Annotated in this window: 17 protein-coding genes and 1 pseudogene; 2 read left to right on the forward strand and 16 right to left on the reverse strand. The window is 64.0% G+C overall.

Annotation, left to right across the window (positions count from 1 at the left end; translation table 11 throughout):
- Positions 1 to 55: 55 nt before the first annotated feature.
- From NKJ80_RS00810 to NKJ80_RS00875, 14 genes are all read right to left on the reverse strand, one after another.
- Positions 56 to 526, reverse strand: coding sequence for a VOC family protein (locus tag NKJ80_RS00810; RefSeq protein WP_023669548.1), 471 nt, complete (start codon positions 524 to 526; stop codon positions 56 to 58).
- Positions 527 to 546: 20 nt separating this feature from the next.
- Entirely contained in the window at positions 547 to 1,641 is a 1,095-nt protein-coding gene (locus NKJ80_RS00815; protein ID WP_023682011.1) for a hemolysin family protein, read from the reverse strand.
- A 28-nt stretch (positions 1,642 to 1,669) separates the two neighbouring features.
- On the reverse strand, positions 1,670 to 2,176 hold the full coding sequence (gene ybeY, locus NKJ80_RS00820; RefSeq protein WP_023711440.1) for an rRNA maturation RNase YbeY: 507 nt from the start codon (positions 2,174 to 2,176) through the stop codon (positions 1,670 to 1,672).
- Between the two features lie 17 nt (positions 2,177 to 2,193).
- Positions 2,194 to 3,186 carry a PhoH family protein gene (locus NKJ80_RS00825; protein ID WP_027049340.1) on the reverse strand — a complete coding sequence of 331 codons (993 nt, stop codon included), beginning with the start codon at positions 3,184 to 3,186 and terminating at the stop codon, positions 2,194 to 2,196.
- An 83-nt stretch (positions 3,187 to 3,269) separates the two neighbouring features.
- A complete protein-coding gene (gene miaB / locus NKJ80_RS00830) occupies positions 3,270 to 4,679 on the reverse strand; it encodes a tRNA (N6-isopentenyl adenosine(37)-C2)-methylthiotransferase MiaB (protein ID WP_352459198.1) in 1,410 nt (469 codons plus the stop codon).
- Positions 4,680 to 4,755: 76 nt separating this feature from the next.
- The gene (olsA, locus tag NKJ80_RS00835; protein WP_023682014.1) at positions 4,756 to 5,556 is read right to left on the reverse strand and encodes a lyso-ornithine lipid O-acyltransferase; all 801 of its coding nucleotides are present in this window, start codon (positions 5,554 to 5,556) and stop codon (positions 4,756 to 4,758) included.
- A 28-nt stretch (positions 5,557 to 5,584) separates the two neighbouring features.
- Positions 5,585 to 6,079, reverse strand: coding sequence for a ribosomal protein S18-alanine N-acetyltransferase (gene rimI, locus NKJ80_RS00840; RefSeq protein ID WP_352459199.1), 495 nt, complete (start codon positions 6,077 to 6,079; stop codon positions 5,585 to 5,587).
- Positions 6,079 to 6,756, reverse strand: coding sequence for a tRNA (adenosine(37)-N6)-threonylcarbamoyltransferase complex dimerization subunit type 1 TsaB (tsaB, locus tag NKJ80_RS00845; protein ID WP_352459200.1), 678 nt, complete (start codon positions 6,754 to 6,756; stop codon positions 6,079 to 6,081). The genes rimI and tsaB overlap by 1 nt, the downstream gene beginning before the upstream one ends.
- 106 nt (positions 6,757 to 6,862) lie before the next feature.
- A complete protein-coding gene (locus NKJ80_RS00850; protein WP_352496876.1) occupies positions 6,863 to 7,978 on the reverse strand; it encodes a DUF1513 domain-containing protein in 1,116 nt (371 codons plus the stop codon).
- A 3-nt stretch (positions 7,979 to 7,981) separates the two neighbouring features.
- Entirely contained in the window at positions 7,982 to 9,061 is a 1,080-nt protein-coding gene (locus tag NKJ80_RS00855; protein ID WP_023682016.1) for an imelysin family protein, read from the reverse strand.
- Positions 9,061 to 10,650, reverse strand: coding sequence for a di-heme oxidoreductase family protein (locus tag NKJ80_RS00860; RefSeq protein ID WP_352496877.1), 1,590 nt, complete (start codon positions 10,648 to 10,650; stop codon positions 9,061 to 9,063). Before NKJ80_RS00860 ends, NKJ80_RS00855 begins: the two co-directional genes overlap by 1 nt.
- 12 nt (positions 10,651 to 10,662) lie before the next feature.
- A complete protein-coding gene (gene bfr, locus NKJ80_RS00865; RefSeq protein WP_023669537.1) occupies positions 10,663 to 11,148 on the reverse strand; it encodes a bacterioferritin in 486 nt (161 codons plus the stop codon).
- Positions 11,114 to 11,425 carry a (2Fe-2S)-binding protein gene (locus tag NKJ80_RS00870; protein WP_023669536.1) on the reverse strand — a complete coding sequence of 104 codons (312 nt, stop codon included), beginning with the start codon at positions 11,423 to 11,425 and terminating at the stop codon, positions 11,114 to 11,116. The genes bfr and NKJ80_RS00870 overlap by 35 nt, the downstream gene beginning before the upstream one ends.
- Positions 11,426 to 11,478: 53 nt before the next feature.
- Positions 11,479 to 12,771, reverse strand: coding sequence for an imelysin family protein (locus NKJ80_RS00875; RefSeq protein ID WP_352497093.1), 1,293 nt, complete (start codon positions 12,769 to 12,771; stop codon positions 11,479 to 11,481).
- 489 nt (positions 12,772 to 13,260) lie between these two features.
- On the opposite strand from NKJ80_RS00875, the gene NKJ80_RS00880 reads away from it, so the two are divergent.
- Positions 13,261 to 14,514, forward strand: coding sequence for an NAD(P)/FAD-dependent oxidoreductase (locus NKJ80_RS00880; RefSeq protein ID WP_023696740.1), 1,254 nt, complete (start codon positions 13,261 to 13,263; stop codon positions 14,512 to 14,514).
- Between the two features lie 121 nt (positions 14,515 to 14,635).
- On the opposite strand, the gene NKJ80_RS00885 is transcribed toward NKJ80_RS00880, so the two are convergent.
- Positions 14,636 to 15,913, reverse strand: coding sequence for a 4-aminobutyrate--2-oxoglutarate transaminase (locus NKJ80_RS00885; protein WP_023738174.1), 1,278 nt, complete (start codon positions 15,911 to 15,913; stop codon positions 14,636 to 14,638).
- 194 nt (positions 15,914 to 16,107) lie between these two features.
- On the opposite strand from NKJ80_RS00885, the pseudogene NKJ80_RS00890 reads away from it, so the two are divergent.
- Positions 16,108 to 16,891, forward strand: a pseudogene (locus NKJ80_RS00890) (efflux RND transporter permease subunit); the annotation flags it as partial.
- Positions 16,892 to 16,903: 12 nt separating this feature from the next.
- Here the strand turns inward: NKJ80_RS00890 and NKJ80_RS00895 are convergent.
- Positions 16,904 to 17,242 carry a DUF2185 domain-containing protein gene (locus tag NKJ80_RS00895; protein ID WP_023696743.1) on the reverse strand — a complete coding sequence of 113 codons (339 nt, stop codon included), beginning with the start codon at positions 17,240 to 17,242 and terminating at the stop codon, positions 16,904 to 16,906.
- Positions 17,243 to 17,262: the final 20 nt, after the last annotated feature.

Genomic DNA, 17,262 nt, shown 5'->3' on the forward strand with positions numbered 1-17,262 from the left:
ATCAGGAGCCAAGATTTATCAGATTTATTGAAACGCGAACCGGCCGATCGCTGCGCTATCGGTGCCATCCCTCGATGGTGAGCCCGCTCAGGTGCTCGGCCTCCTCGCGCGGCACGGTGCGCACGGTCTGGGTGAAGGTCCAGACATGGCCTTCGGGGTCGCGCGCCCGATACTGCCGTTCGCCGTAGAAATGGGCGGCAGGCTCCTCGACGATTTGGGCTCCAGCCGCCATTGCCCGCTCACAATGCACGTCCAGGCCGTCTTTCAGATGCACACAGACCGACTGAGTGTTCTTGCCGCCGACGCTTACCGGACTGGCAATATGATCGGCCCATTCGGAATCGACGATGATGTAGCCGTCGCCAAAGCGCATTTCGGCATGGACCAGCCGTCCGTCGGCGTCGCTGACCACCATGCTCGGCTCGAAGCCGAAGGCCGTTTCGAGCCATTTCAATGCGGCTCGCGGGTCCTTGTAGAACACACCCGAGCCAAAGGTTGAGTGCTTGAAGGGATCGTCGATCGTCATCGGCCGGGCAACGTTCTGTCCTAGGCCTGCTCGGTGCGGGGGGCGGTCACGCGGCGGCGACGCTCGCCCTTCTGGTTCTGGACGATGCGCACCCGCTTGACGCGGCGCGGATCGGCGTCGAGCACGTGGAATTCGAAGCCGGGGATGGCTTGCACAACCTCACCACGCGCGGGCACGCGGCCCAGCGTGTTGAAGATCATGCCGCCGATCGTGTCGACATACTCGCCATGCTCGCCGGCGGTAAAGTCCTCGCCGATCATCTTGGCGACCTCGTCGATCTCGGCCTTGCCGTCGACGACGAATACGCCCTCGCCGGTCTGGGTGATCAGCGGCTCGTCCTCGTCATGCTCGTCCTCGATATCGCCGACGACCATCTCGACGATGTCTTCCAGCGAGGCGAGACCATCGGTGCCGCCATATTCGTCGATGACCAGCGCCATCTGGGTTCGCGTCGTCTGCATATGGCCCATCAGGTCGGAGGCAAGCATCGAGGGCGGCACGAAAAGCACCGGGCGGATCAGATTGAGGTCGCCGATGGTGCGGCCGAGATCGACCTGGGCGAGGTCGAGAAGCGTCGTTGCCGGCGTCTTCCTGGATGTTCTGCCCTTCTTGACCCGGGCGACCTTGGTGATGTGGGCCAGCACGTCGCGGATGTGAACCATGCCGCGCGGATCGTCGAGCGTCTCGGAATAGACCGGCATGCGGGAATGGCCGGACTGCTCGAACAGACCGAGCAGATCGCCCAACGTCGTGGTGATCTCGACGGCCTCAATATCGGCGCGCGGCACCATGACGTCCTCGACGCGTACCTCGCGCAGGCGCAATATGTTGTTGAGCATGGCGCGTTCGCCAGGCGAGAAAGACCCGGCATCGCTGGTCGTTTCGGCAAGCGCGCCGGCGATTTCCTCGCGCAGGCTGGTGCCGTTCCGCTGCCTGAAAAGGCCCAAGACGCGGTCGAACAGGGACGGACCGGCAGGCGATGGCTCGCTGGCAATGCTACCAGAAGCAGGGCTGCCGGAACTGGGACTCGGACTCGATCCCTCTTCCGTCGTATCGGAAGGCTTTGTCGCACTGCCAGCCTCGGGGCGGGCGGCAGTTTCTGGTTTGTCGTTCATCGTCGTCCGGTCAATTGGTCTTTTGTCATTACGTGTAGGGATCGGGAATGGCAAGCCTTGCGAGCGCCGAGCGCTCGATGGCTTCCATCTCCTCGGCCTCTGCATCGGTCTCGTGATCGTAGCCCAGCAAATGCAGCAGGCCGTGGACGACGAGATGGGTGATATGGTTCTCGAAGGGCTTGTCTTCCAGGGCGGCTTCGCGCGCCACCGTCTCGGCGGCCAGCACGATGTCACCCAGCATGGGCGGCAGCTTGCCACCCCTGGGGAACGGAAAAGCCGGGAAAGACAAGACGTTGGTCGCCTTGTCCTTGCCGCGCCAGCCGGCATTGAGGGTACGGATATGGGCATCGTTGGAAAAGACGATGCTGAGTTCGGAAGGACCGGCAGCAGCGGTTTCGGCAAAGGCAGCCGACACGGCGCGATCGACCAGACGCGTCAGCGCCGCCTCATCGGGCCAGTCGCCGGCCTCGACCGACATATCGATCTCGACGGGAACCGAACTGTCCCCGCCGCCAGGTCTTATGTCTTCAGGCATGAGCCCGCATCGTCACATCAGCTCTCGGCGCCGAGGCCGCGTGCCAGCTTGGCGTCGCGGTCATAGGCCCTGACGATTTCGGCCACCAGCGGGTGGCGCACAACGTCGACATCGTTGAAGCGCACGGTTACCGCGCCGGCCACGCCGTCAAGGACACGCAAGGCTTCGACGAGGCCCGACTTGGTGCTTGGAGGCAGATCGATCTGCGTCGGATCGCCGGTGACGATCATGCGCGAATTCTCGCCGAGGCGGGTCAAAAACATCTTCATCTGCATCGGCGTGGTGTTCTGCGCCTCGTCGAGGATGACGGCGGCATGCGCCAGCGTGCGGCCGCGCATGAAGGCCAGCGGCGCGATTTCGATGACCTCGGCAGCGATAGCACGTTCGACCTTGTCGGCCGGCATCATGTCGTAGAGCGCGTCATAGAGGGGCCGCAGGTACGGATCGACCTTTTCCTTCATATCGCCGGGCAGAAAACCCAGCCGCTCGCCGGCCTCGACCGCTGGGCGTGACAGGATGATGCGCTCGACCATGCCGCGTTCGAGCAGCATCGCCGCATGCGCCACCGCCAGATAGGTCTTGCCGGTGCCGGCGGGGCCAATGCCGAAGACAAGTTCCGAACGCTCCAGCGCCCGCATATAGGCGTCCTGGTTGAGCGAACGGGCATAGATCGTCTTCTTGCGGGTGGAGATCTGGGCGGCCGAAACCTTGCCCTTGCGTTCCAGCGTCGGCAGCGTCAGCTGGTCGTCGGCGGCAATCGCCATGCGCACGGCGCCATCGACGTCGGACTGGCCAATATCGGTGCCCTTCTGGAGAATGCCGTAGAGATTGTCGAGCGCGCGGCGCGCCTGCTCGGCCGCCGAGGCCGAGCCCTTGATGGTGAGCTGGTTGCCGCGCGAGCGGATGTCGACGCCGAGCTTCTGCTCGAGCCGGGCCAGGTTCTCGTCGAACTGGCCGTACAGGGCGCTGGCAAGCTTGTTGTTGTCGAAAGTCAGAACGATGTGCGCCATGTCAGAGGCCCCGGACGTCTGGTTCTGGGGCAGAGTCTTCACTTCAGCAGCGCTCAACCGTCTCTCCTCATCTGCCGAGGCCATCAAGCCAACTCGGCGAACAGGCTATTGTAGCCCGTCTTCGTGATTCGCACCCGGATAATGTCACCGATTTCGCCGGCCTTTTCATCAACAATAACCGGCTGCAGCCAGGGCGAGCGGCCGACCTTCTGGCCGGCCTGACGGCCGGGCTTCTCGATCAGCGTGTCGATGGTGCTGCCGACCAGGCCCAGGCCGAAATCCTGCTGCTGCTTGAGCAACAATGCCTGCAGCTGTTGCAAACGTTCATCCTTGACCGCTTCCGGCACGTGATCGGGCATATCGGCGCCCGGCGTGCCGGGACGCGGCGAATATTTGAACGAGAAGGCCGAGGCGTAGTTCACCTGGCGCACCAGACCCATCGTCGCCTCGAAATCCGCCTCGGTTTCGCCGGGGAAGCCGACGATGAAGTCACCGGACAGCGCGATGTCGCCGCGCGCAGCGCGGATGCGCTCGAGCAGCGCCAGATAGTCCTTGGCCGTGTGCCTGCGGTTCATCGCCTTGAGGATGCGGTCTGACCCGGATTGCACCGGCAGGTGCAGATAAGGCATCAAAGCCGGGAGATCGCGATGGGCAGCGATCAATTCGTCGTCCATGTCGCGCGGATGGCTGGTGGTGTAGCGCAGCCGCGCCAGGCCAGGAATTTCGGCCAGCCGGAACAGCAGGCGACCAAGCCCCCATTCCATGCCATCCTCACCCTTGCCGTGCCATGCATTGACGTTCTGCCCCAGCAGCGTCACCTCGCGCACACCGGCATCGGCCAGCCGCTCGGCTTCGGCGACGATCTGCGCCACCGGCCGCGACACTTCCGAGCCCCTGGTATAGGGCACGACGCAGAAGGTGCAGAATTTGTCGCAGCCTTCCTGCACCGTGAGGAAGGCGGTGACGCCGCGCTTGATCATTTCGGCACGCTTCGGCTGCGGCAGATGCTCGAACTTGTCCTCGATGGCGTATTCGGTCTCGACGATCTTCTCGCCGCCGCGCACCCGGGCCAGCACATCGGGCAGCCGGTGATAGGTCTGCGGGCCGATGACCAGATCGACAGCAGGCGAACGGCGGATGATTTCCGCGCCTTCGGCCTGCGCAACGCAACCGGCGACGCCGATCAGCATTTCGCGCCCAACTGCTGCGCGTTCAGCCTTCATGTCGCGGATGCGGCCGAGCTCGGAATAGACCTTTTCCGCCGCCTTCTCCCTGATATGGCAGGTGTTGAGCAGCACCAGATCGGCGTCGGCGATGACATCGGTCGCGGTGTAGCCGTCGGCGGCCAGCGCATCGGTCATGCGCTGTGAGTCATAGACATTCATCTGGCAGCCATAGGTCTTGACGAAGACCTTTTTGGCCGGGGCGGATGCCGCAGCCGCGTTTTGCGCGACGCTGTCGGGGTCGTTCCGCTCTATCGTGTTCAAATCCATCCGGCGGCTTCTAACGCCTTTCCGTGACAAAAAACAGACGATTCTCGGGCATCGTCTCGTAGGCGCTCGGCCTGCGCTAGCGGCTCGGTCGGGGATCGGCGAGCGCGGCCTGCATCATGGCGCGCACCTGGCTTTCCATCATCCTCGACGTCTCCTTGCGGTTCGAGCCCTTGGAAAAGGCGATGGGCTCGCCGAAATGCACCTCGACGTCAATGGCGCCTTCGGCCATCAGCACCTTGAGATGCGGCATCAGGTCCTGATCGCCGATCCAGGCAGCGAGCGGCCGGTGCCGGCGGCCGAGAGGCACGCCGTGCACCCGCGTGTAGGCAATCGCCAGCGGCTGGATGAAGACCTGCTCGGCCGCGCCTTCCGAAATCGCCATCGAGGCGGCGCCGAACAAGGTGCTCTTGAACGGCAGGATGGTGTTGCCGTCGCCGGTAGAGCCCTCGGCAAACAGCACCATGGCGTCGCCCTTGGCCATGCGGCTGGCGATCTCGCTGGCCTGGTCGCCAGCTGTCCGCTTGCGTTCGCGTTCGATGAAGACCGTACGCTGCAGTTTCGACAGCCAGCCGATCAGCGGCCATCCCTCCATGTCCGCCCGGGCGATGAAGGTGACATCGGCAAAAGAGCCGAGCACCATGATGTCGGTCCAGGAGATATGGTTCGAGGCGACCAGCAGCGGGCGCTGACTGGACAGTGCGCCTTTGACATGGATGCGCAGGCCGAGCGTCCGGACGATGAGGCTGTGCCAGACCTTCAGAATGACCGTCTCGCGCCAGATTCCGGTCTTCATCGACAGCAGCTGCAAAGGCACAAGGACCAGCGAACCGACGACAACGAGGCTCAGCGCCAGGAAAATCCTGATTTTTCCGATCATGCAGCTTGGCCCTGCCCCAAAACTTTGGCTAGCGAAGATCGCGGCGCATGACAAGCGCGCCGGTAGGACCATGTTCGGTCGAGCGGTAATAATTGGCGCGGTGGCCGACCTGGCGGAAGCCGAGCCGCCGGTAAAGGGCGATGGCAGCGACATTGGTCTCGTCGACCTCAAGGAACAGCGCCTCGGCGCGCTGCGCATGCAATTCGCGCAGTACCGCGTCCATCAACTGCCAGCCGAGCCCCTGGCGGCGATGCGAGCGCGCCACCGCCACGGTCAGAATTTCGCCCTCGCCGGCTGCAAGCCTGGCCAGCACGAAGCCGACCGGCGGCTTGGCGCCCTGGCCGATTTCGCGCGCGGCATAGCCGAACACGGTTTCCTGTTGGAGCAACGCGGCGAATTCGCCATCGGTCCAGGGCCGGACGAAATCCTCGCGATGCAGCACCGACGCTGCCGGGCTGTCGGCGATGGTCAGCGGCTCGAGCGCATAGTCCCTGCGGCGCGGCTGGAGGAAAGGGATGCGCATCACTTTTCCTGCCTCGACAGGATGAACCCGGCCTGCGGCTTGGCATCGGCGCCGCGCAGATAGAGTGGCTTCGGCTTGTCGCCCTCACCTTTTGCAGCGGCGAGCCGGGCGTAGACGGCAATGTCGGCGGTGGCAGCCGTCGGGCCGATATCGAAATCGCGACCGGCCGCGGCTGCGATCTGCACGGCGGCCGTGCCGGCAAGCACCGGACGATTGTCCGCCGCCATTCCCGCGGCTTGGGCAAGTGTGGTCACAGCCGGACCATAGCGCAAAATCGCTTCCGCATCGTAAAACGCGGCATGGATCTCCTCGCGGCCTGCATCGAGAGCGGCCAGGATCGGGCGGCCCGGAAATGCCGCCCTCGCCTCGGCCGCCAGCGCCTCCAGTGTCGTTACCCCGATCGCCGGGATCTTCAGCGCCAGCGCCAGGCCGCGCGCCGCCGAGACGCCCACCCGCAGGCCGGTGAAGGAACCCGGACCGATGGAGACCGCAACGGCGCCAAGGCCGGCATAATCGGTGCCGTCCGCTTTCAACGCTTCGTCAATGACGGCCATCAGGTGTTCGGCGTGGCCTTTGCCGAGATCGAGTACCGAGCGGCCGAGCTCTCTGCCGCCCGATGCGTCATAGACGCAAGCGGCGCAGAGATTGGCGGCACAGTCGATGGCGAGCAGTTTCATGGGCGACCGGTTCGAAAAACAGTCTCCCTCTGCCCGCCACGGCGCGCCGCCGCAAGAGCCAGCGCGTAAATTGTTAAGCGGCTTCGCTCGGTGCAGGCCGGACGACTTACGCCGCCGGCGCGATGCGCAGCATGTGGTTGTCCCAGACATAGTCGGGCTCGGAGCGCGTCGCGCCGCTGCCTTCGATGATTTCGCCGGCACCCGTGGTTGCCATGAAGCCCGGGCCGTCGGGCGCCAGGCCGCAGACCTCGACCAGCGCCTTGGTGGCGACGATCTTGCCGCTGGCGGCGTCGATCACGGCCAGCGAATTGCCTTCCGGCGAAGACACCGCGACCGTGCCGGCAATCGGGTTGGCGGCGACCGAGCCGATGTAGTTCCGGAAGCCGGATAGCACGTCCTGCGGCATGTCGAGCAGCTGCAGCCCCTTGCCGCGCGTGGCGCGGCCGATTAGCAGCGGGCGATCGGTGCCTGGCCCGCGATACTGGCAGCCGAACCAGACGGTGCCTGTGGGGTCGGCATCCATGTGGCGAATCGACAGCTGGTGCAGAGCCGGCGGCAGTTCGTGCTTTTCGATGAGATCGCCGGTTGTGCGATCGACCAGTACATAGGACGGCTTCATCGTCGCGATGTTGAGTTCGGCGCGGCCATAGTCGGGATGGGTCTCGATGCCGCCATTGGCGATGGCGATCGTCCGGCCGTCTCCGAGCAGCAAGAGCTCGTGCGGCCCCATGCCATAGGTCGGAAACTCGCCGATGCGGCTGAACTTGGCCCGTGCGTCGTAGATCCCGACGACGCCGGCGGCATTGTCGAAATTGTTTTCGGTGACGTAAAGCAGCGCGCCGTCGGTGGAAAACACACCGTGGCCGAAGAAATGCCGACCGGTGATGCTGGCGATGGTCAGCGGCGGCTCGCGGCCGGCATGGTCGAAGACCACGGCGAAGGTGCCGGGTTGCCGGGCGAAGACCACGGAGCGCTTCGAGACCGGATCGAAGGTGACGTCGTGGCCACGGTCGGGCAGGTCGATCGCATGCAATACTTTTCCGGCTTCCGACAACACAGCGGCGCCAAAGCTGCCGTCGCGCTTGACGAAGGCGGTGGCAAAGACGGCATCGGCGGCAAGCGTGTCCGCCCAGGCCCGCGGCGCCATTGACGCGACGAAGCCGGCGCCGGCAGCTCTGAGAAAATCGCGGCGGTCCATCAGCGGCGTGCGTGTCGCAACCATTGGTCAGTCCCCGTCCAGTGACGAAAAGCCGGCGGTCAGGCCGAACTCGGCGGTTAGCCGGGTGCCGATCAAGCCCGACAGGCTGGAGGTGATCAGCGCGAAATGTTCGAGTTTTCCGCGCTCCGCGGGATCGGCGAGCGTCTTGTCGATCCGACCCTGGATGGATTTGGCAGTGGCAACGCCATTGATGAGCTGGATATGGATGGATTCCGCCATCCATCTGCTATCCTCGGGCAGCGCGTCGCCGAGCTTCGAGGCCTGGAACAGCGCATCAATGCCGGAGAGGTTGCCGGCTAATGAAAGGCCGGTGTTTTGCGAGCGCCAGTAGATCGCTTGCCTCGGCTTGTCACCCTGCGGTTTGGCGCCGAGAAAACCTTTGAGGCGCACGTCGCGCACCATTTCGAGTTCATTGATGAACACGCCGACCAATTCGGTCACCGCTTCAGTGCCGTCGCGGTAAAGCGCATTGTCGGGTCCGGGATTGGCCCACAGGCCTGCAAAACCGTCCGGTTTTTTCCAGGCGGCGTCGACATCGGCCGCCATGGTCTCGATATTCTTGGCGATCGCCGCGCCATAGGCGCAGCGATAGGGCTCGTCCTTGCCGACGAGCGTCTCGGCGCCGTCGCCGTAAAGCACGAACTCAAGCGCCCCTAATCCCTGCATCGCGACACTCTTGCCCGCCAGCTGCGCCGGATCGGTGGCGGTCGGATCCTTGCCGGCCAGCGCCGCCTGCACCTGCTTCAGGCCGATGCTCTTTCGGTCCGGCCAGTAGAGCATGCGCTCCAGCCGGTTGTTCTCCTTGATTGGCCCGAAGCCGATGATTTCAGCCGACGACCAGGCTGCGACCGTGGCCGAGAATCCGGCATGCGCGGCATCGAGGTTACCCTGCGACGGCGCCTGGCAGAGCGCGTCCATGGCCTTCGCCAAGGTGCCGGCATGGCCATGCAGGCTGGCATAGGCGGGGCGGACAAAGCCGTCGATCGCTCTTTGGATCACGTCGGAGGCTTTCACCGAGGCCGATGCCGGGGACGCACCGAACAGAGCCAATGGGAGGAGTAGAACAGGCAAAACCCGCTTGAGCATCAGAATGACTCCAGGAATTTGATGAGAGCATCGCGGTCGGCCGTATTGGCGGCGGCGAAGCGATCGCGCGCTTTCTGCCCCTCGCCACCATGCCACAGGATCGCTTCGGCAAGCGTGCGCGCACGCCCGTCATGCAGGAAGAAAGCGTTGCCGTTGACGGTCTTTGTCAGGCCGATGCCCCATAGCGGCGGGGTGCGCCATTCACTGCCCGTGGCATCGCCCACCGCCTGGCCGTCGGCAAGGCCAGGCCCCATGTCGTGCAGCAGAAAGTCGGAATAGGGCCAGATCAGTTGGAACGCCTGCGCCTTGTTCCCGCGCATGGTGACGAATTTCGGCGTATGACAGGCAATGCAGCCCATCTCGTAGAACAGCTTCTTGCCGGCGAGCACGGCGGGTGCGCCGACATCGCGCCGCGCCGGCACCGCAAGGTTCTGCGAATAGAAGGTGACGAGGTCCATCACCGGTGGTGGCGCCTCGACCGGGCCGAGCCGCTTCTGCACGCCATTGGGCATGGCCAAACAGGCCTCTTCGGCTGCGGTGCAATCGCCCCAGTGACTGGGCTCTTCCGGCGTCGAAATGCCGATGTCGCCGGCAAAGGCGTCCGCCGCCTGCTGGCGGATCGACGCGGTCTGGGCCTTCCAACCGAAGCGGCCAAGCGTCAGTTGCCCACTGCTGAGGTCACGCACCATGTTGGGCATGCCGGAAATGCCGTCGCGGTCGTCGGGATCGGCATGGGCAAGGAGGTCGGCCGGCGCGATCTGCTCGATCAGGCCAAGGCCGATCATTGGCGGCGTCAGGCGCGGCGACAGCGTGGTGCGCGGGTCAAGCGGGCCGTAGCCAAGCCCGTCGACCGAATAGCTCGGCTTGCGCAGCCAAACCAGGCTGCCGTCGCCGAGCGTGACCTTTTCCTCGCGATAGTCGACATACATGCGGCCTTCGCCCTTGAGGCCGGGCACCGCCAGTCCCTGCAACTGCGCGCCGTAGACCGGATCGGGGAAGTTCAGCACCTTGTGCGCGGCGATCTCGGTCTTTTCCTCGGCCGTGCTCGCATCGCGCGCTAGCCGCAGGAACATCGACGTGGTGCGGCTGTCGGCGGCCGGCGGGCGGCCGCGGCCATCCTTCAAATGGCAATTCTGGCAGGCGCGCTCGTTGAACAGGGGTCCGAGACCGTCCGAGGCCTGGGTCGAGGATGGCGACGACACCCAGTTCTTGCGGAAAAGCGCATTGCCGAGCTTGAAATTGCCCTGTTCCTCGAAGGTAATGTTTTCAGAGGGTTGCGAGAAGGCGTCGCGGTCGACCTGCTTGCGCGACGTGCCGGCGCCGCCTTGCATCGTTTCGAAGGATTCGGGCTTGGAGAAATCCTGGGTTGGCCTGGTAACTGCAAGGACGCGGGCCTGGTCCTTCGGCGTCAGGTCGGTGCGGCTCGTGGCGAGGCCGACCGGTTCCGACGATCCGGCCAGGGCCGGGGCCAAAATTGCCGCCAGGGTTACAACCGAAAGCCCGCGAAAGGCCTGATATCGCGGGTTTTTGAGGAGCAGCGGGCCGGCGGCCCGCCGCAAGCGGCGCAGAATATCTATGGGGCGCCGCATTCCTGCATGGTCCTATTCCGCCTCGTCCGCCGATGCGGCGTTGAGCTGGCCGTATTTTTCCTCGCCGATCGAGGCAAGGAGGTCGAGCTGCGTCTCGAGGAAGTCGATGTGACCTTCCTCATCCGCCAGCAATTCCTCGAACAGCTTCATCGTCACGTAGTCGCCGGCTTCGTTGCAGATCTCGCGCGAACGCTTGTAGGCGGTGCGTGCGTCATATTCGCCGGCGAGATCGGATTCGAGCACTTCCTTGACGTTCTGGCCGATGCGCAACGGCGCCACGGACTGCAAATTGGGATGCCCTTCGAGGAAGATGATACGGGCCACCAGCCGGTCGGCATGGTGCATCTCCTCGATCGATTCGGCGCGTTCCTTCTTTGCCAGCTTGGCATATCCCCAATCTTCGAGCAGGCGGAAATGCACCCAGTATTGATTGACGGCGCCAAGCTCCAGGAACAGAGCCTCGTTAAGCCGCTCGATGATCTGCGGTTCGCCTTTCATGGATTCTGCTCCCATATTGGACGCGCAGGCCTCTGACGCGATCCAGGTGTGAAACGATGTCCACGCCGCTCGCCTCCGAACGGGTGTGGTAATTTTCGGTGACCCGAATGATCGTTTCGACCACATTTGGGAAGCAGCCGCAACAGCGACCGCGCTTTTGCATCGTGTGATAGACCTTCGCCGGCACGATCAGTTGCCAGGGGTCCTGATCCAGCAGATCGACGATCGTCTGCTCAATCTCCTTTTCGGTGATGATGTTGCAATGGCAGATCAGCATGGATTGGCTCTGGCTGACGGCGCCCCTCCGCGCCGTTTGGCTTGGTTGGGGTGCTACTTGAACACCTTGTCCGGTGCGTCGAGGCTGTCGGACCCCTCGAAGGCTATGTTGTTCAGCTTCAGCGCGCCGACGGCGCGTTCGATCGACTTGGTCTGGTCGACCAGCGCGTCGATTGCCGCCTGCACGGTAGCATTGCCTTCGGTGTTGCCCTCGGCGATCTGCTGGTCGTAGGCCTCGCCGGCCACTTCCCGCGCCTTGATCGCCTCCATCTTGGCGACCGAGACATCGAGCTTGTCGGACAGTTCCTTGTCGATCGCCGGATCGGCCGCCTTGACCATATCGTGCACCGACGGGCCTGAAACGACGGTGCCGTCGATGCGCGTGTAGCTGGCGAGATAGGCGGCGCGGATGCCGATGGCGTCATAGAGATGCGAGTTGTAGGTATTATCCGAGAAGCAGTCGTGCTCCTCTTCGGGATCGTGCAGCAGCAGGCCGAGTTTCATGCGCTCCCCGGCCAGTTCGCCGTAGGACAGCGAGCCGATGCCGGTGAAGATCACCGAGATAGCGGTGTTCGGCTGGCCATCGACGAGGTTCTTGCGGGCGGCGCCGTCTTCCTTCCAGTTGCCGACCATCTCCTGCAGGTCGGAGACCAGAAGATCGCTGGCCGACTTCAGATACTCGGCCCGGCGATCGCAATTGCCGCCGGTGCAGTTCTTGAGGTCGTAGTCGGTGTACGGACGCTCGCCGGCGCCCGGGCCGGTGCCGTGCAAATCCTGGCCCCAGAGCAGGAATTCGATGGCGTGATAACCGGTGGCGACATTGGCCTCGATGCCGCCGGCCTCCTGCAGCGTGCCGGCGAGGAACTCCGGCGAAAGCTTCGAGGCGTCGACCTTCTTGCCGTCGATCTCGATGTCCTTGTTAGCGATGACATTGGCGGTGTAGAGCGCGTTGGCGTCGGACTCGGTGCCGTAGCTCTTGGCGACGTAGTCGATCAGGCCTTCGTCGAGCGGCCAGGAGTTCACCTTGCCTTCCCAGTCGTCGACGATCTTGTTGCCGAAGCGGTAGACCTCGGTCTGCTGGTAGGGCACGCGCGACGCCTTCCAGGCATCGCGGGCGGCATTCAGCGTGTCCGCCGACGGGTTGGCAAGCAGCGCGTCGACAGCCTTGTCGAGCGCCTGCGCCGTGGTCAGCGAATCCTCGTACTTGGCCAGCGCGATGTCGGAATAGGTCTTGATGACCGCCTTGGCATCGATCTCCGCCGCCTTGGCCGGCAGGATGAAAACCGCCGCCGTCAACATAGCCGTGGCACCGATCGCAGCCAGTCTGCCGCCATATCGCGCTGTCATCATCAGTCTCCAGTTCAAAGGGGATTCGGTAAAAGGCGCGCGTGCCAAACGGTGCCGGGACATAGGCATGCCGTAGGACACCACAGATGCCGCGCCGCTCTGCGGCTCACGGGAGAAAGACACCAAATGCCTCCAATCGAACGGGTTCAAGGCCCAAACATCAAAGGGATGCGCTGACGCGCGAGCCTCCATAAAACGATGGCGAGGCCGGAAGTCAACTGGTGAACCCTAGAAAATTCAATTGAAACAACAGTTTAGAATTATTCTAAACTAGCACTATCAACTTTAAATCGTAGCCAGCAGCCAAGGTGAGAGACGCCGCGATTGACAAGCGACGTTCCGGGTGCGACCCGGACCGGGGCTCTTGCGACGGCGGCAGACAATCGCCATCTGGCGGAACGGCTCACAATCAAAGCATGATGTCGTCCGAAAACCGCTTCACACTTTTCGGCATCATGCTCCAGATTTGAAACAGGAATTCGGGTTGCGATGAAGAACGGGGTCGTCATTGTCGGTGCGGGTCATGCGGGCGTGCAAGCGGCCGCCAGCCTGCGCGAGGAAGGCTATGACGGGCCTGTCATACTGATCGGCGACGAAACCGATCTGCCCTATCACAAGCCGCCGCTGTCGAAGACCTTCATCAAGGACGCCGATGCCAAGCCGCAACCCTTGCGCGGCGAGGCCTTTTACACCGGCAGCGCCATCGACTTCAGGCCGGGCGTCCGAATCGACAGCATCGATACGGCAGGCCGCAAGCTGGACATAGCGGGCGGCGGCGTGCTGCCGTTCGACCGGCTCATCCTGGCCACCGGTTCGCGGCCGCGGCTTCTGCCGCTGCCGGGCGCCGACCTCTCGGGCGTGCTGTCGCTGCGCTCGATCGCCGATGCGCGGCTGATCCGCGCGCTCAGCGCCCAAAGCGAAGACGTGGTCATCCTCGGCGGCGGCTTCATCGGGCTGGAGATCGCGGCAACGCTGAGGGCCGCCGGCCGCAACGTCACCCTGGTCGAGGCTGTCGACCGGCTGCTTGGCCGCGCCGTGGCGCCGGTGGTGGCGAGCCATGTCCGCCAACGGCTGGAGGCGATCGGCGTGCGTATCCTCACCGGCACCACCATTGCCAGGCTGGAAGGGGAAAACCGCCATGTCTGCGCTGCCATCACCTCCACCGGCGAAAGGCTGCCCGCGCGCATGGTCATCGTCGGCATCGGCGCCGTGCCGAATGTCGAACTTGCGCAGGCTGCCGGACTGACTGTCGCCAATGGCATCCGCGTCGACCAACAGATGCGCACCTCAGTGCCTGATATTCTGGCCATCGGCGACGCCGCTTCCTACCGCCACTGGTCGACCGGCGGCGACGTGCGGCTGGAATCGGTGCAGAACGCCACCGACCAGGCGCGGCTTGCCGCACGCACGATCACCGGCCATACGGACGCCTATGCGGCGGTGCCGTGGTTCTGGTCTGACATCGGCGACATGAAACTGCAGATGGTCGGGCTGACCTCGGGCGGCGACAGCCATGTCGTGCTGGGCGACCTCGCTGAGAACAAGTTCTCGATCTACCACTATGCTGGAAGCCGGCTGCTCGGCATCGAATCCGTCAACAGGCCGGGCGACCATATGCTGGGCCGCAAGATGCTCGGGGCCGGGTTTTCGCCGATGGCGCAGACGATTGCTGAGGGACCTGACGGGCTGAAGGCTGCACTGGCAGCGTTCCAGCAGGATGAGCCGGCACGGGCTGCGGGCTAGACGCACTTACCCTCCCCCTTGTGGGGAGGGTCGCTGCGAAGCAGCGGGGTTGGGGTCGGCGCGAGGCCCCCCACCCGGACCTGCGGTCCGACCTCCCCACAAGGGGAGGTAGGGTTTTGCGCTAGGCAGCGCAGACTTCGCGGATCGAGCTTTCCAGAATGTCGAGCGCCTCGTTCATGACATTGTCCTGGATGGTGATCGGAGCCAGGAAACGGATGACGTTGCCGTAGACGCCGCAGGTCAGCAGGATCAGCCCCTTGTCGAGCGCCTTCAGCCGGATCGCATTGGCGATCTCGGCCGACGGCAGGCCCCTCTTGACGTCGTTGAGCTCGACCGCGTTCATGAAGCCGAGACCCCTGATGTCGACAATCTCGGGCACATCGTCGCGGATCGACTGCAGCCGCTGTTTCAGCCGGGCGCCCAGCGTATTGGCGCGGTCGCACAGCTTTTCGTCCTCGATTACGTCGAGCACGGCGTGTGCTGCGGCGACACCGATCGGGCTGCCGCCATAGGTGCCGCCGAGCCCGCCAGGACCGGGCGCATCCATGATCTCGGCGCGGCCGGTGACCGCCGCCAGCGGGAAGCCGCCGGCCAGGCTTTTCGCCATGGTGGTAATGTCGGCCGCGACCTCATGATGATCCATGGCGAACATCTTGCCGGTGCGGGCAAAGCCGGTCTGCACCTCATCGGCGATCAGCAGCATGCCGTGCTGGTCGCAGAGCTTGCGCAGCGCCGTCAGGAATTCGCGCGGCGCGTCGTAGAAGCCGCCCTCGCCCTGGACCGGCTCGATGATGATGGCGGCAACGCGAGCCGGATCGACATCGGCCTTGAACAGTTTGTCGAGTGCGACCAGCGAATCGGCTGTAGACACGCCGTGCAGCGGCACCGGAAACGGCGCGTGGTAGACGTCGCCCGGCATGGCGCCGAAGCCGACCTTGTAGGGCACGACCTTGCCGGTCAGCGCCATGCCCATGAAGGTGCGGCCGTGGAAGCCGCCGGCAAAGGCGATGACGGCTTGGCGGCCAGTGGCGTTGCGGGCGATCTTGATGGCGTTCTCGACCGCTTCAGCACCCGTAGTGACGAAGATGGTCTTCTTCTCGAACTTGCCGGGCAGCATGCCGTTCAGCCGTTCGGCCAGCCTGACATAGCTCTCATAGGGCACGACCTGGTGGCAGGTATGGGTGAAGCGGTCGAGCTGTGCCTTGACCGCCTCGATCACCCTGGGATGGCGGTGGCCGGTGTTGACGACGGCGATACCGGAGGAGAAATCGATGTATCGGCGGCCTTCTACATCCCAGATCTCCGAATTCTCGGCGCGGTCGGCATAGATCTGCGTCGTCATGCCGACGCCGCGCGAGATCGACTGGTTCTTGCGCTCGGAAATGGCTGCGTTCTTCATTTCGTCCCTCATCGGGCCGACGCCCGTTCTCGTTAGATGAATGCCAAGCCTCTTCTGACCTTATTTCACGTTTTCCTCAAGTTGGCACCGCCGCCGGGCGATTGGGCCTGTCGTCGATGCGGGCCACTTCGACAGACCGGTCTTAACCAGCCGACCGATACACGTACGGGGCAGTCCGTGACAGCTCACCCGTCACCGGGAACGGCGAAGCGATCCCGCTCGCCGCGGTGGCGAACTTCCGCTACGACCTCGAACAGCCGACGGTGTGGCGGCGCAACCGCATCCCGATGATCACCGTTCGCGCAGGCCTCGTTGGCGACGTGCTGCCGGCCACCGTCGTCAACGAATTGAAGCCGTCGGTCGACGCCTTCATCGCCAAACTGCCGCCCGGCTATTCCGTTGCAACCGCCGGCTCGGTCGAGGAAAGCGCCAAAAGCCAGGGACCGATCGCAGCGGTGGTGCCGCTGATGCTGTTCGTGATGGCGACCATCCTGATGATCCAGTTGCAAAGTTTTCAGCGCCTGTTCCTGGTCGTGGCGGTGGCGCCGCTCGGCCTGATCGGCGTGGTCGCGGCCCTGGTGCCGAGCGGCGCACCGCTCGGCTTCGTCGCCATTCTGGGCGTCCTGGCGCTGATCGGCATCCTGATCCGCAACTCAGGTGATCCTGATCGTGCAGATCGAGGATCTGGTGGCCGAGGGCCAAGACCGCTGGGAAGCCGTGATCGAAGCGACCGAGCACCGCATGCGGCCGATCGCGCTGACGGCCGCGGCCGCCAGCCTAGCGCTGATCCCGATCGCGCGCGAAGTGTTCTGGGGCCCGATGGCCTACGCCATGATGGGCGGCATCATCGCCGGCACGGCGATCACGCTGCTGTTCCTGCCGGCGCTTTATGTGACGTGGTTCAGGATCAAGGAGCCTAAGCAGGGGGACGAACCATCTGTTCCGGAGAACGGCGAACTGGCGCAAGACCCCGCTTAAGGCTTTGCCGGATCATTCGTTATCGTTAGAGGGTTCGGGGCGCGATTTCGCTCGCTGCCATGGCGATGATTTTGACGTCCGCCAAGCATGCCAGCCTTTTGGCAAGTCGGCCAATGCCAGGATGCTTTCATCCTGCTGCACCACCTCTTGCAGGCCAACGAGCATTATCTCGCGTTCATCCCAATCTCGAGAGTCGCTGCTATAGAATTGCCAACTGCCCCCTTCATCGTTGTAGTTCTCGTCATCGTCAGCTTCATGCACAACGTATGCGATCCAGTCGCCCCGTTTGAATATGCTCTTGTCCGATAGCACCGCGACATTGGGCGGATCTGCAAACTTCCATTCTTCCATGGAATTCCCCAAGCGATTAT

The sequence above is a fragment of the Mesorhizobium sp. M0030 genome, from assembly GCF_040323695.1.
GTDB lineage: Bacteria > Pseudomonadota > Alphaproteobacteria > Rhizobiales > Rhizobiaceae > Mesorhizobium.